Origin of the sequence: Pyxidicoccus fallax (assembly GCF_012933655.1) — a bacterium.
GTDB lineage: Bacteria > Myxococcota > Myxococcia > Myxococcales > Myxococcaceae > Myxococcus > Myxococcus fallax.
The window spans coordinates 24,207-37,206 of record NZ_JABBJJ010000095.1 but is presented as its reverse complement, the minus strand read 5'-3'; the positions used below and the strand labels follow the sequence as shown (position 1 = coordinate 37,206).

At 69.4% G+C, this 13,000-nt stretch carries 12 protein-coding genes; 4 read left to right on the top strand and 8 right to left on the bottom strand.

What is annotated here, in order from left to right; all coding sequences use genetic code 11:
* The coding region (locus tag HG543_RS21150; RefSeq protein ID WP_169346626.1) for an alcohol dehydrogenase catalytic domain-containing protein at positions 1-476 on the bottom strand (476 nt) is incomplete at its 3' end.
* 154 nt (positions 477-630) lie between these two features.
* On the opposite strand from HG543_RS21150, the gene HG543_RS21145 reads away from it, so the two are divergent.
* On the top strand, positions 631-1,671 hold the full coding sequence (locus HG543_RS21145; RefSeq protein WP_169346625.1) for an alpha/beta hydrolase family protein: 1,041 nt from the start codon (positions 631-633) through the stop codon (positions 1,669-1,671).
* Between the two features lie 120 nt (positions 1,672-1,791).
* On the opposite strand, the gene HG543_RS21140 is transcribed toward HG543_RS21145, so the two are convergent.
* The 7 genes from HG543_RS21140 to HG543_RS21110 all read right to left on the bottom strand — a co-directional run bounded on the left by HG543_RS21140 (position 1,792) and on the right by HG543_RS21110 (position 9,661).
* On the bottom strand, positions 1,792-2,985 hold the full coding sequence (locus HG543_RS21140) for an alpha/beta fold hydrolase (protein ID WP_169346624.1): 1,194 nt from the start codon (positions 2,983-2,985) through the stop codon (positions 1,792-1,794).
* Between the two features lie 2 nt (positions 2,986-2,987).
* Positions 2,988-4,649, bottom strand: a complete 1,662-nt coding sequence (locus HG543_RS21135; RefSeq protein ID WP_169346623.1) for a hypothetical protein — start codon at positions 4,647-4,649, stop codon at positions 2,988-2,990.
* 233 nt (positions 4,650-4,882) lie between these two features.
* Positions 4,883-5,506 (bottom strand): hypothetical protein, encoded by a 624-nt coding sequence (locus tag HG543_RS21130; protein WP_169346622.1) that lies wholly within the window; start codon positions 5,504-5,506, stop codon positions 4,883-4,885.
* A 98-nt stretch (positions 5,507-5,604) separates the two neighbouring features.
* Positions 5,605-7,164 carry an acyl-CoA synthetase gene (locus HG543_RS21125; RefSeq protein ID WP_171817891.1) on the bottom strand — a complete coding sequence of 520 codons (1,560 nt, stop codon included), beginning with the start codon at positions 7,162-7,164 and terminating at the stop codon, positions 5,605-5,607.
* Between the two features lie 27 nt (positions 7,165-7,191).
* On the bottom strand, positions 7,192-8,187 hold the full coding sequence (locus HG543_RS21120) for a 3-oxoacyl-ACP synthase III family protein (protein ID WP_169346620.1): 996 nt from the start codon (positions 8,185-8,187) through the stop codon (positions 7,192-7,194).
* Between the two features lie 9 nt (positions 8,188-8,196).
* Complete coding sequence (locus HG543_RS21115) at positions 8,197-8,904, bottom strand: TetR/AcrR family transcriptional regulator (protein WP_169346619.1); 708 nt, start codon at positions 8,902-8,904, stop codon at positions 8,197-8,199.
* A gap of 115 nt (positions 8,905-9,019) precedes the next feature.
* Positions 9,020-9,661: a hypothetical protein gene (locus HG543_RS21110; RefSeq protein ID WP_169346618.1), complete on the bottom strand. Its 642-nt coding sequence runs from the start codon at positions 9,659-9,661 to the stop codon at positions 9,020-9,022.
* A gap of 178 nt (positions 9,662-9,839) precedes the next feature.
* Here HG543_RS21110 and sitA5 point away from each other — a divergent pair, with 178 nt between their 5' ends.
* The 3 genes from sitA5 to HG543_RS21095 all read left to right on the top strand — a co-directional run bounded on the left by sitA5 (position 9,840) and on the right by HG543_RS21095 (position 12,950).
* A complete protein-coding gene (sitA5, locus tag HG543_RS54550) occupies positions 9,840-11,297 on the top strand; it encodes a SitA5 family polymorphic toxin (RefSeq protein WP_211194070.1) in 1,458 nt (485 codons plus the stop codon).
* A gap of 23 nt (positions 11,298-11,320) precedes the next feature.
* Positions 11,321-11,923: a hypothetical protein gene (locus HG543_RS21100; RefSeq protein ID WP_169346617.1), complete on the top strand. Its 603-nt coding sequence runs from the start codon at positions 11,321-11,323 to the stop codon at positions 11,921-11,923.
* Between the two features lie 85 nt (positions 11,924-12,008).
* Positions 12,009-12,950 (top strand): TraB/GumN family protein, encoded by a 942-nt coding sequence (locus HG543_RS21095; RefSeq protein ID WP_246357195.1) that lies wholly within the window; start codon positions 12,009-12,011, stop codon positions 12,948-12,950.
* Positions 12,951-13,000 lie beyond the last annotated feature (50 nt).

The window sequence follows — 13,000 nt, the reverse complement described above, 5'->3', positions numbered from 1 at the left end:
CTTCCCACCCCGCCCGCCGCCGAGTGCACCAGCACGCTCGCCCCCGGCCGCGGGTGCGCCAGCTCGAACAGCGCGTAGTACGCCGTGAGGAACACCGTCGGAAACCCCGCCGCCTGCTCCATCGTCAGCCCCGACGGCAGCGCGAACACCTGATGACGCGGCACGACAACGTGCGTCGAGTAGCCGCCGAAGCGCGAGACACCGAACACACGCGTCCCCGGAGCCAGGTCCGTCACACCAGGGTCCGTGGAGACCACCGTGCCCGCGAACTCGAAGCCGGGGGTGATGGGCCACCCCACGTACTCCTTCGCGGACGCGTACAGCCCCATGCGGATGACGCAGTCCGCATAGTTCACGCCGATGGCCTCGGTGGCGACGACGACCTCACCGGGCCCAGGTGAAGGCTGATTCAGGTCTTCAACCTGGAGCCGCTCGTACCCACCCGCCTTCGAGATGACGACCTTCCGTGCACGCATGAACACGTGAGTATCACGCGACGCATTGCGACAACGCACATGAACGTCGATTCATCTGACGACGCGTTCATGTCGAGTCATTAGACTGCTCAGCGCGCGCGACGAGACATCGTGTTTCTCCGCGCGCACCCCCCAACAATCCAAGGAGAAGTCCATGCGTCTGCGGCATTCGCTGTTCATCGCGGGCTCGCTGCTGCTCGGTTCCATCACCGGCTGCGGCGAGGGCGTCGACGTCGAGTCGCCTCTTCCGGAGTCCCCCGCCGTCGAAGCGCCCGCGGGCGAGGACATCGGCACCGCCGAGTCCGCCGCCGTCTCCTCCACCGGCGTCACCGCGCACTTCCGCCAGTGGCTCACGGACAACGGCTACAGCAGCTACGACTTCGTGCGCGCGGACCTGTCCGGCGGCAGCTACGGCGGCAGGGCCAGCAGCACGGACACCGTGGTGAACCAGCCCGTCATCTTCATCCACGGCAACTCGGACAAGGCGGTGGGCACCGGCACCCTTGGCCAGACGGGCTGGAACGCCTCCATCGAGTACTTCCACTCGAAGGGCTACAAGACGAGCGAGCTGTATGCGACGACGTGGGGCCCGGCCAACGCGGCGATGTCCGCGTACCAGTACCACTCGAAGACGAACGTCATGAAGGTGCGCAAGTTCATCGAGGCGGTGCTGCTCTACACCGGCGCCAGTCAGGTGGACATCGTCACCCACTCCATGGGCGTGACGCTGACGCGCAAGGCCATCCTGGGCGGCTGGGCGAACGACTCCGCCAACGGTGGTGACTACTACGTGGGCGCGCCCATCAAGGGCTCGGTGGACACCTTCGTCGGAATCGCCGGCGCCAACCTCGGCCTGACGTCCTGCTACCAGACGGGGCCGGGCACGCCCACCTGCGGCTCCACCAACGGCCTGTACCCGGGCTACCTGTACCTCGGCGTCGTGGTGGGCCGCTCGGCGTACCTCAACGACCTGCGCGCCTCCAGCGGCTACGAGGGCACGTACCGCTACACCATCTACTCCACCGCGGACGAGGTCATCGGCTACGGCGGCATCGTCTACGGCGAGTACACCTCCCGCATCCCCGGCCAGACGGGCGAGAAGGTGTACTCGGGCTACCCGTACGGGCACTTCAACTCGAAGGACCTGACGGCCGCCGTGCAGTACAGCATGGTGCGCAGCCACGTCATCCCGTAGCCGGCCGCACCAACGAAGAAGCCCCACCCTCGCGGCGAAGCGAAGGTGGGGCCTCACGCCCTCGACGGGAAACCTCACCCTCGCGGCGAAGCGAAGGTGGGGCCTTGCTTCTTCACCGTGTCACGGGCGCGGAGCGTCCGCGGGAGCCGGAGCCCCCTCCTGTCCCGGCGTCGCCGGAGGCACGCTCTCCGGCGTCGTCGGACCGGAGGCCGGCGTGGACGGCGCCACGGGCGTCGGGGCCTCCTCCTTCGGCGGGGTGCCCTCGGGAACGGCAATCTGCCCCTGCGCCACGGCGCTCACGAACGGGAGCACCGCCTCGTTGAAGCGCGCCGGGCAGTCGAGCTGCACGGTGTGCCCGCAGCCCTTCAGCGGCACCAGCTTCGCGCCCGGAATCCGCGAGGCGCCGTACTCCATGATGTCGCGCGCCTCGCCGCCGTGGAGGAACGGGTTGGGGATGAGCCGGTCATCCGTGCCGTAGACGATGAGCGTGGGCACGGTGACGTGGTGCAGGTTGTCGCGCACGAAGTCGTTGTGCGCCAGGCCCCGCACCGTGCGGACGTTGGCGTAGGCGTAGGAGTCGAACTCGGGCGACCTCGCCAGCCGCACGCGCTCTTCAATCAGCCACTCCAGCTCCGGCCGCCAGGTCATGAAGTTGCCCTGGCGCACGCTGCCCCAGATGGCGGACTCCGGCGCGGTCTTGATGAACTCGGTGCTCATCACCCGCTCGAACCAGGCCTTCTCCTTCCAGGAGAACTTCTCGAAGCCGGCGGGCGACACCAGCACCAGCCCGCTCAGCGCGTCCGGGTAGCGGATGGCGTAGGAGAGCGACGTCTGCCCGCCCATGGAGTGCCCGGCGAGGATGGGCTTGTCCAGGCCGAGCGCGTTCACCAACTCGCGCACCACGTCGGCCATGGCCTCCATGGTGTACGGGAAGGTGCCCGGCTTGTCGGACTTGCCGTAGCCCGGCAGGTCCACGGCGATGACGCGGTAGCCCTGCTGGTGGAAGACGTCGAGCTGCGAGCGCCAGAACTTCAGGTACGAGCCGAGCCCGTGGATGAAGACCACCGTCTTCGCCTCCGGGGTGGCCCCGGGCAGGTCCACGTAGGCCACCTCGGGCACGGTGGCGGTGTTGTACTGGAGCGCAATCTCCTTCAGCGGCAGCCGCTTCACGGGCCACGGCTGCTTCGTGGACTCGGAGGTGTAGTCCAGGTCCTGGAAGGAGATGGCGGACTGGCCAGCGTACGAACGAGCGCAGCCGGCGGAGGACAGCCCCGCCGCGAGGAGCAGGGCGGTAAAGGCGCGGGAGGTGCTCATGGTCAGAACGCGTACCAGGTGAAGGTGGAGAACACGGCGAACGGGTCCGAGCGCACGGTGGTGGAGCCGTCGTAGAAGCTGCCGCGGAACATGTAGCCGGCGTGCAGACCGGCCGTCATGAGGTAGCGGATGTGGTAGCGCAGCTCGGCGTTGACCTCGGCGCCGATGAAGCGCCCGCGGCGGACGTCCGGGCTCCACCGCGCCGGCGTGGCGCCGGAGTTGGCGATGCCCGTGGCCAGCTTGAGGTTGAGCTTGTTGGGGACGATGTCCCACGCCGCGGAGGCGATACCGGCGCGCAGGCCGTAGCCCTGGTTGGAGATGTCCGTCACCGCGCCCGTGTAGTTGTTCACCGTGCTGGTGAACGGGAACAGGATGAGCATCTTGTGGTTGAACCAGACGGCGCCGGGCAGGCCGTACTGGTTGAGCGTGAAGGCGCCGGTGTAGCGGTCATCGGCGAGGTTGTTGTCGCCGGTGGTGAACATGCCCTCCAGCGTGACGACGTCCGCGGGGCCGCGGCCCCACTGGTACATCAGCTCCAGGTTGGCGGAGAGGCCGGAGATGGTCAGCGTGTCCAGCGCGGAGCGCTCGGGGTCGTCGCTGGTGTACTCGCCGCCGTTGTACATGACGAAGCCGGACGCGCCGAGCCGGCCCATGCGGAAGTCGATGTTGTGGTTGAAGTTGGCGCCCACCCAGAAGACGGTGCCCTCGGGCCGCTCGATGGGGAAGCGCGCGGTGCCCGTGAAGCTGTTGAGGCCCGTGGAGGACGGGCCGCTCTTCACGAGGCCGTCGAAGGCGTAGGCGTCGCCCTTGGTGGCGTCGTTGAGCGCCCACGCGGACACGCCCACGTTGGTGTTGGGACGCACCGGGTAGGTGTAGTCCGCCATGGCCAGCCAGATGTACTTGAGGCGCGGGTCACCCCGGGTGGCCTTGTCCGCCTGGGCGGTGCCCAGCGGCAGCAGGCTCAGCCTCGCGTGGCCCTTGTAGCTGCTGAAGATGGACAGGCCCGTCGCGTCGCTGCCGAGGAAGGCCAGCTTGTAACCGGTGCGGGTGATGTCGGCCAGCGGCGTGCGCGTGGGGTCGTAGAGGGAGTCGTAGACGGGCTGGGTGCCGATGAGCAGCGTGAGCTGGCTCGGCTTGCGCGTCGGGTAGATGGCGACGTTGACGTTCTTGGTCTGGATGTTGACCTGGTCCGCGTTGAAGCCACCGCCCTCGTTCTGCTGCACGGCGTTGGCCGAGCGGCCCCACAGGAAGTCCACCTCGAACTGGGCGCGGAAGGAGGCCAGCCCGTCCACGAAGTGGGGGCTGTACTCGATGACGGGAATCCAGCGCTGCTCGACGAAGTACGCCGACTGCGACGGCTCCACGCGCACCGCGCTGCCCGCCAGCGCGCCGATGGGCCCCAACGACACGCCGCGCAGGCCCGCCGGGTCACCCACCTCGTTCGTCAACGAGAGGCGGGTGAAGAAGTAGTTGATGAGGATGAACTCGCGAGGCTTCGCATCCTCGTCGCGGTTCTTCTCCTCGTACCACTCGCCGTAATACAGGCCCGGGACGGGCGTGCTCTGCGCCGCCGCCGGGAGCGAGGCGCCCGCGAGCGCCAGGGCGACGAGCCCCGCGGCCCGCCGCGCCGTCCTGCATGTCTCAGACAGCCACCACCATGCCATACGCACCTCGGCCCCCGGAGAGGGGCACTCCCGGCACACGGGCCGGGCTCGGGATGTCACCGCTCTCTTGATGCCGTGTGTCACCGGCCCTCCAGACACCTCGGGACAGAGGGGGACGGGCCGTCACATGACGCTGCTGCTCCCACGGGCGCCGGGGGAAGTCCTCCCACCCGGCCACCTCACGGAAGGAGGGAGGGAGCGCGCCCTCCTTCCGGAAACGGCGAGGCGTACCGCTACTGGATGACGTACTTCTGCACCGCGTTGCCGGGGAACGGGTAGCTCTGGCCATTGGCCACGAGGTTGATGGTCTTCGAGCCCACCGGACCGGCCTCGCAATTGGCGCCCGTCGCGGCGTTCTCGAAGAAGATCTCGAGGTTCAGCGTCTTGCCGTCCGCGGAGAAGCCGCCGCGGCCCACCTGCTTGAAGCTGGGGTAGGTGAAGACGACGTTGAAGCAGCTGCCGTCCGCCGCCACGTTCTCGATGAGGACGTTGCGGGAAGTGAAGCTCAGCGCGTTCTTCGGGAGCGTCTTGTTGCAGGTACCCGGGGTGGTCTGCGTCCCGCCCTCGATGGTGCCGGGGATGCTGTCCACCGTGAAGTTGCCCGCCTGAACGGACATGGTGACCTTCTGGTAGCACTGCGAGGCGGCGCCGAAGTCCAGACCCTCGTTGACGCCGTTCGGGTGGCTGGGGATGTTCGCCCCTTCCATGACCATCCGCTTGCCCTCGACGTAGGTCATGATGCCCTGCTGGCTGTCGAGCTTGGGCGGGTTGTTGGTGGGCGCCGGGTCGGAGTCATCGCCACAGCCCATCAGGCCCACCGTGCACAGCACCACCGCGGAAAGCAGCTTCGTCTTCATGGGGTTGCTCCTCTTACTCCGGTGGCACCGGCCGCCGGGATGTCGTCACAGGTGATGGCGGAAGGGCCCAAGGACGGGCCCCTCCGGGAGGCTCGAACTCAGCCCGGCGCACCGGCGCGGTCCGCGGCGATGGCCGCCTCGCGCAGCTCGCGCTTGAGAATCTTCCCCGCCGCGGACACCGGCAGGCGCTCCACCAGCTCCACCCGCTTGGGGACCTTGAAGCGTGCCACCCGACCACGCAGGTGCTCCAGCAGCGCCTCGGAGGACGCCTGCTCGCCCGGCTTCAGCACCACGAAGGCCCGGCCGACCTCGCCCCACTTCGCGTCGGGCACGCCCACCACCGCGCACTGCTGCACGGCGGGGTGCTCGTAGAGGGCGGACTCCAGCTCCAGCGGGTACACGTTCTCCCCGCCGGAGATGAACATGTCCTTCTTGCGCCCGGCGATGAAGTAGAAGCCGTCCGCGTCCCGGTGCGCCAGGTCGCCCGTGTGCAGCCACCCGTCCGAGTCGATGGCCTCCTCGGTGGCGGCCGTGTCCTCGAAGTAGCCGGAGCACATGGACGGGCCCTTGAGCACCAGCTCACCCACCTCGCCCACCGGCACCTCGCGGCCGTCGTCGTCCACCAGCTTCGCGGCGATGAAGTAGTTGGGCCGACCGATGGAGCCCGCCTTCGACACGGCGAACTCCGGGCCCATGCTGAACAGGCCGGGGCCGAACTCCGTCATGCCGAAGCCCTGCTTGAAGGGCACCGGGTGGACGGCCTGCCATGCCTGGATGAGGGGCACCGGCATGGCCGCGCCGCCGCTCGTCATGAAGCGCACGGAGGAGAAGTCCGTGGACTTGAAGCGCGGCGAGTCATGCAGCTGCTGGTACTGCGTGGGCACCGCGAAGAAGAGCGTCACCTTCTCGCGGGGGATGAGCGTGAGCAGCTCCTCCGGGTCCCACCGCCGCATGAGGACGACGGTGCCGCCCACGGTGAGCAGCGGCACCGTGTACACGAGCAGCCCGCCCGTGTGGAACATGGGCGTGTGCGTCACCGTGACGTCGCCCGGGCGCACCTCGTGGACGAGCGTGTTGAGCGTGTTCCACGCCACCATGCGGTAGCTGATGCGCGCGCCCTTGCTGCGTCCGGTGGTGCCACCCGTGAAGAGCAGGCAGAGGATGTCCTCCTCGGCCACCACGTCGTTCTTCACCGGCGCCTGGGGCACGTGCGCCAGCGCCGTCGCGTACGCGTCCGCGCCGGGCAGCCCCTGGGACTCCAGGGCCACCAGCCGCAAGCTGTCACCCACGCGCTCGCGCACCTGGGCCACGGCGTCGCGGAACTCGTCGCCGAACAGGAGCACGCCGGGGCGGATGGAGCGGACGAGGTCCGTCAGCTCGGAGGCATGCAGGCGCCAGTTGTAGGGGACGAGGATGGCGCCAATCTTCCCGCAGGCGAAGAGCGCGTCGAGGTACTCAACGCCGTTGTGGGCCACGAGGCCCACGCGGTCGCCGCGCTTCACACCGGCCACGTCGCGCAGCCAGCCGCCCAGCGCCTCGGCGCGCGCGTTGAGTGCGCGGTACGTGAAGCGCCCGGCCTCGCCCTTCGCGGTGTCCACCACCGCGACGGCGTCCGGCCAGTACAGGGCGCCCCGGCCCATCCAGTCTCCGATGAACATGCGCGTCCCCTCCCTCACGCGTGTGGCTCAAGCCGTCCAGCGGTAGAGCGCGGAGGCCATCGCCAGCCCGCCGCCGCTGGCGCAGAAGGCCACGAGGTCACCGCGGCGCACCTTGCCCTGCACCACCGCATCGTCCAGCGTCATGGGGATGCAGGCCGAGCCCGTGTAGCCCCACTTGTCCATCGTGTAGTGCGCCTTCTCCATGGGCTGGTTCAGCACCTTCATGGTGGCTTCGATGGTGCGCAGGTTGAGCTGGGTGAAGACGAAGAGCTTCACGTCGTCCAGCGTCTGGTTCTGCCGCTTGAGGAGCTGGTCCAGCAGCATGGGCCAGCGCTCGGTGTTGAAGGTCGCGGGGAACTTGCGGACGAACTGCACGGCGGGCTTGCCGTTGGTGAGCTGGAGCGACTCGGCGGTGGCCGGGCGGTGCGTGCCGCCGGTGTAGATGCCGAGCGCGTCGTGGTACTCGCCGTTGGCCAGCAGCTTCGCGCCCATGAAGCCGGGCTTGTCACCGGCGCCCAGCACCACCGCGCCCGCGCCGTCCGCGAACAGGGTGCAGGTCTTCTTGTCCTTCCAGTTCACGTAGCGCGTCATGCCGTACGCGCCCACCACGAGGATGCGGCGGTAGCTGTCATCCGCGGCGATGGTCTTCGAGCCCACGTCCAGCGCCGTCACCCACCCGGCGCACGCGCAGTTGAGGTCGTACGTGCCGGCGTTGGGCGCGTTCAGCTTGGCCTGCACCACGGAGGCGGTGGCGGGGCTCAAGTAGTCCGGCGTGTCGGTGGCGACGATGATGAGGTCCAGCTCCTCCGGCTTCGTGCCCGAGCGCTCCAGGGCCTGGCGCGCGGCGGCCACGCACAAGTCACTGGTGGCCTGGTCATCCGCCATGACATGGCGCTCGCGGATGCCCACGTTCTGCTGGAGCCACTCGTCCACCTTCTCGCCGAGGATGTTCTCGATGTCGGCGTTGGTGAGGACCTTCTCGGGGACGTAGCGGCCGGTGGAGAGGATCTGCGCGTATCGCATGGGTTTTCTTCAGCTCCGGGCGCCCCGCGCCGGACGGCGCGCGGGACGCAGGGTGTTCTTCTTCTTCGAGGCGGGGGCGGCCTTGACGCTGTTGCGCGCCGGAGCGGCCCCGGAGTCCAGCCCGTGCTGGATGAGGTTCATCGCGGTGTCGAGCACGCGCTCCATCCCCGGGTTGTCCTCCCAGAGAATCCACCGCATGCCGAGGAAGTCACCGATGCCCATCAGGCAATAGGCGAGCGCCTCCGGGTCCATGCGGCGCACCTCGCCATCGTCCATGGCCTGGGTGAGGCCGCGGACATAGCCCTTGGCGAAGCGGTCGTAATAGCGGCGGTAGCAGGCCTCGTCCACGAACTCGGCCTGGCGCACGATGCGGTAGAGGTTGGGGTGCTGGCGCACGAACTGGAAGAAGGTGCGCAGGCCCTCGCGCTCCACCTCCATGCGGTTGGCGCAGCCGGCGGTGGACTCGCCGATGAGACGGCGCAGGCGCGTGCCCAGCTCGTCCACCACTTCCACGAAGATGGACTGCTTGTCCGGGAAGTACACGTAGAAGGTGCCCAGCGCCACGCCACCCTTGCGGGTGATGTCGGCGATGGAGGCGCGCTCGTAGCCCTTCTCTCCGAACACGGACTCGGCGGCCTTCAGCAACTTCGCGCGCGTCCGCTGCCCTCGCGGCGTCACGGGCCCGGCGCGGTCTGGAGAAGTTGAAGGCCGATTCATGTTTCACCTAGCGGTAGCATTCGGTTGGAGGGGTTGTCAAAGCGCGGGCCATGGCTCCGCGCGTCAAACCTGGAACGCGACGCGGGGCGTCAGCGACATTGCGTCGCGAGGGAGATCAGCCTACCGCGAAAGCCGAGGCGGCGTGCTCACGCAGGGGGGCGAAGGCCTGGAGCGCGTCGGGGCGCCACTCGCCGAGGGCGCGGGACAGGCGCCCGAGGCGCTCACGCTCGGTGCGCTCGCGGGTCGCTCGCAGGGTGACGTCGAGCACGGCCTCCAGGGCGCGCTGGGGTGGCAGGCGCGGGGCCCGGGCCAGTTCCTCGCGGGTGAGGGCGAGGAGCCACTGCTCCTGGGTGTAGTCGGCGTCACGGAGCCAGGCGTGCTGGCGCGTGGGGAGGAGGCCGGGAGGCTCGGTGGAGAGGGAGGCCAGGGCGGAGCGGATGAAGCGCGAGTCCGCGAGGAGGCGCTGTCCCTCCACGCGCACCACGTGCATGGGCGCGGGCCCCTGGGTCAGGAAGCGCGCATCCCGGGGTCCGGCCTGACAACAGACGAGCGCGTCCGCGAGGCAGGAGAAGGCCCAGAGCACACAGCCGCCGGCCTTGCGGTGCTCCTCGGCCACGCGCAGGCCGCGGGCCTCGTAGACGGAGAGCCTTCCCGTGCGCTCCAGCTCGCGCCGCAGCTGTGCCAGCGCCTCCGCCGGCAGGCCCGTCACCGCCCCGGACGGGAGCTCCTCGGGGAGCAGCAGGAAGTGTTCCTCCATGGGCCCATGCTGCGCGGACTGGCGGTCCGGGTTCCAGCGCCGTGACGAAGTCGTGGATGGGTGATCGGCCTTCAGAGGAGGAGCGTGCGCCGCGGTGCCGGTGTGGGGCAAGGCGCTACCCGTCGGCGTGGGTTTGGACACGTAATGTGGAGGTCTCCCCCGGGTGGAAGGGCTCTCCATGACAGCGCGTCGGGCCGGTGCCGTCCTGCTGATACTGCTGACTGCTTGCGGCGGCACCCCGCGTGTCACGCGCGCGGCGGAGGACGCGTGGGAGGTCGGCCCCGAGGTGGCGCGGTACGGGCTGAGCGTCGTCTCGCCGCGAACCATGCCCGTGGAGCCCGTGGAAGTGGACGCGGAGGACTTCACGGAGGCCGTGACGCGGCTGGCCCGTGACGTGAGGTCGGAGGCGCGCCCCCAGGCGGCGGCGCGGCGACTGTTCGAGGAGGCGCGGGACGGTGGGGATGGGCACGTCATCCGGCTGGCGCCCGTGACGGTGAGCGGCGCCGCCTCCGCCTCCGAGGTGGCGCTGACGCGCGAGTACCTGCGCTGGTGCGAGCGGACGCAGGGCGGTGGGGACTGTCTGCGCCTGCTGGTGGACGGGCCCACCGTGCGGGGCGAGGACCGGTACGCGCTGGCGCTGGCCATCTCGCTGGGCTCGGTGCTGGCGGAGACGCGGCACGCGCTCCGGGGCATGGTGGAGCCGTCCGCCGTGCTGTCCATGCTGGTGTGGACGGCGACCGTGTACCTGATGCTGTGGGCGCTGCCCGACCCGGTCTCGAAAGGGGTCGCGGCCGGACTGACGGTGGCCCTGCTGGCCTGGCTGGGCGTGGACACGGTGTGGAGCCTGGCGCGGGGCTGGGTGCGGCTGGTGGAGGACGCCAACCGGGCCACCTCCTTCGACGAGTTGAGCCGCGCCGGAGAGTCGTTCGGCCGGGTGCTGGGGGAGAACACCGCACGCGCCCTGGTGATGCTGGCCACGGCGGCGCTGGGCGGCGCGGTGAAGCCGCTGGCGAAGAAGGTGCCCCAGCTGCCCGGTTTCCAGCAGGCGGCGGTGCAGGCGGAGGCGCAGGGCGGCATCCGGCTCGCGGCGATGGCCGAGGTGGAGACGGTGGCGGCCTCGTCCGAAGGCACCTTCGCCGTGCTGATGAAGAGCCCCGGGAGTGCGGCGAGCACGGCGCCCGCGACTACCCGCGCGGTGGCCACCATCATCCGGCACCAGGGAGGAAACCGGCAGGTGGTCATCGACGGCCAGCGCTGGCACGTGCCCGCGAACAAGTCTCTCAAGGACGTTCCAGCGACGGACCCTGTTGGAGATGCGCTCCAGGCAGCAGCGGCTCAGGCTGCACAGCGCTGGGGACCGCACCTGCTCAGGGCGCAGGAGCGAGAAGCCATCAAAACGGCTGCCTCTCGAGGCGACCATTGGTTGGCACAGCTTCTGGAACGACAGGCCCGGGGCCGCTACGTGGAGAACCGCCTGAGCGAACAGTTTCTGGAGCTGAGGTGGAACAAGAAGGGAGTTGATGCAATTGACCCCGTCACCGGCTGTAGGTACGAGGTGCTCTCCGGCACGGACTCGAACCTGGCATTGCACGGCCAGCGCATGGCGGGTGAGCTCTTCCGCATGATCACCTTCTGACCAGGACGAGGCTTCCAAACTCCATGATTCAGTTCCGCGACCAGGAAATCACAGGCGAACGCCTCGAGCTCAACAGCAAGACGGAGCTCTATTACCTGGGTCACCACCTGACGCTGAAGAACTGCACACTCGTCATCCAAGTGGCTGCGAGGGCGTTGGTCATCAGCAAGACACAACTCGTTGACTGCGTCATCGACGTGAAGAGGGAGCTGAAGGGCTTTCGTTGGAACGGCGTGGTCTTGAAGGGCTGCACATTCACGGGAGCGCTCAGCGGTTGCGAGTTCGGTCGCTGGCCATACGCGGAGGAGCCAGATTTCGGCAGCATTGAGGCCTGTGACTTCTCCAAGGCACGACTGGAGGCCTGTGTCTTCATGGGATGCGACGCCCGCACCCTGAAGTTCCCCTCCTGGCCCTGCTTCACCATCCTCGACCCCGTCCGCCGCAAGGACGAGCTGCTCGCCCTCCCGTGGCCCGGCACCATGCGCATCACCGTGGAGTCCTTCACGGAGGGCCCGCTCGAAACGGCGGCCGTGACGTACTTCGCCCCGGCCGTGGCGAAGCGCACCGGCACCACGGTCGAAGCCATCCGCGCCGCCCTCGACACCCTCGACGGCGTGATTCTCTGACGCCCCACCCGCACCCCGAGCACCTCGACTCCGCCGCCGGCCCGGTGGTTCGATGCGCCGGCCACCCCTGGGGGAACCCCACGCCATGAAGCGCCTGTCCCTGCTCTCATCCCTGCTCCTCACCGCGCTGCTCGGTGTGGGCTGCGCCTCCACGCCCGCTCCGGCGAAGCCGTATGCCCCCACCGACACGGGCAACGCCTTCCTCTGGGAGGTGAAGGACGGCAGCGGACGCGGCGGCACCGCCTACATCGTCGGCTCCATCCACATGGGCCGCGAGGGCGAGCTGACGCTGCCCCCCGCCATGGAGACCGCCTTCGCGAAGTCCGACGCGCTCGTCGTCGAGGTCGACGTGGGCAAGGTGGACCCCGCCGTCATGCAGAAGCTCGTCATGGAGCTGGGCCGCTTCCCCGAGGGCCAGCGCCTGTCCCAGCGGCTCGACCCCGTCACCATGACGCTGCTCGGCCGCGCCACCGAGCGCATGGGCGTGCCCGTCTCCAGCTTCGAGCCCCTGCGCCCCTGGCTCGTGAGCATGGTCCTCAGCATCACCGAGCTGCAGAAGGCCGGCTACCAGCAGGGCCACGGCGTGGACCGCGCCTTCCTCGACCGCGCCCAGGCCGCCAACAAGCCCGTCCTCGAGCTGGAGACCGCCGAGGGCCAGCTGCGCATGCTCGCCGGCACCCCGGACGCCCTCCAGGACCTCATGCTCCGCGACCAGCTCCGCCGCACCCGCGAGGCCGGCGAGGTCCTCCACCAGCTCATCTCCGCCTGGAAGGCCGGTGACGCCGACGGCATGGCCACGCTCCTCCTCGAGGGAGCCGCCGACCCCACCTACCGCCCCGTCTACGAGCGCATCTTCTTCGAGCGCAACGTCCAGATGGCCACCGGCGTGGACGCCCTGCTCGGTCAGCCGAAGACGCACTTCGTCGTCGTCGGCGCCGGCCACGTCGTCGGCCCCGAGGGTCTCGTCGCCCTCCTCCAGAAGAAGGGCCACGCCGTGCGCCAGCTCCCGCGCGCCGCCGCCGAGTAGTCCCCTCCCCCCGGACACGCGCCCGCCCGCTCGCTCCCGCGGGCGCGCTG

Coding starts and splice junctions, on each gene's coding strand:
- HG543_RS21145 (WP_169346625.1), top strand. CDS start 631: ATGCGTCTGCGGCATTCGCTGTTCATCGCGGGCTCGCTGCTGCTCGGT.
- HG543_RS21140 (WP_169346624.1), bottom strand. CDS start 2,985: ATGAGCACCTCCCGCGCCTTTACCGCCCTGCTCCTCGCGGCGGGGCTG.
- HG543_RS21135 (WP_169346623.1), bottom strand. CDS start 4,649: ATGGCATGGTGGTGGCTGTCTGAGACATGCAGGACGGCGCGGCGGGCC.
- HG543_RS21130 (WP_169346622.1), bottom strand. CDS start 5,506: ATGAAGACGAAGCTGCTTTCCGCGGTGGTGCTGTGCACGGTGGGCCTG.
- HG543_RS21125 (WP_171817891.1), bottom strand. CDS start 7,164: ATGTTCATCGGAGACTGGATGGGCCGGGGCGCCCTGTACTGGCCGGAC.
- HG543_RS21120 (WP_169346620.1), bottom strand. CDS start 8,187: ATGCGATACGCGCAGATCCTCTCCACCGGCCGCTACGTCCCCGAGAAG.
- HG543_RS21115 (WP_169346619.1), bottom strand. CDS start 8,904: ATGAATCGGCCTTCAACTTCTCCAGACCGCGCCGGGCCCGTGACGCCG.
- HG543_RS21110 (WP_169346618.1), bottom strand. CDS start 9,661: ATGGAGGAACACTTCCTGCTGCTCCCCGAGGAGCTCCCGTCCGGGGCG.
- sitA5 (WP_211194070.1), top strand. CDS start 9,840: ATGACAGCGCGTCGGGCCGGTGCCGTCCTGCTGATACTGCTGACTGCT.
- HG543_RS21100 (WP_169346617.1), top strand. CDS start 11,321: ATGATTCAGTTCCGCGACCAGGAAATCACAGGCGAACGCCTCGAGCTC.
- HG543_RS21095 (WP_246357195.1), top strand. CDS start 12,009: ATGAAGCGCCTGTCCCTGCTCTCATCCCTGCTCCTCACCGCGCTGCTC.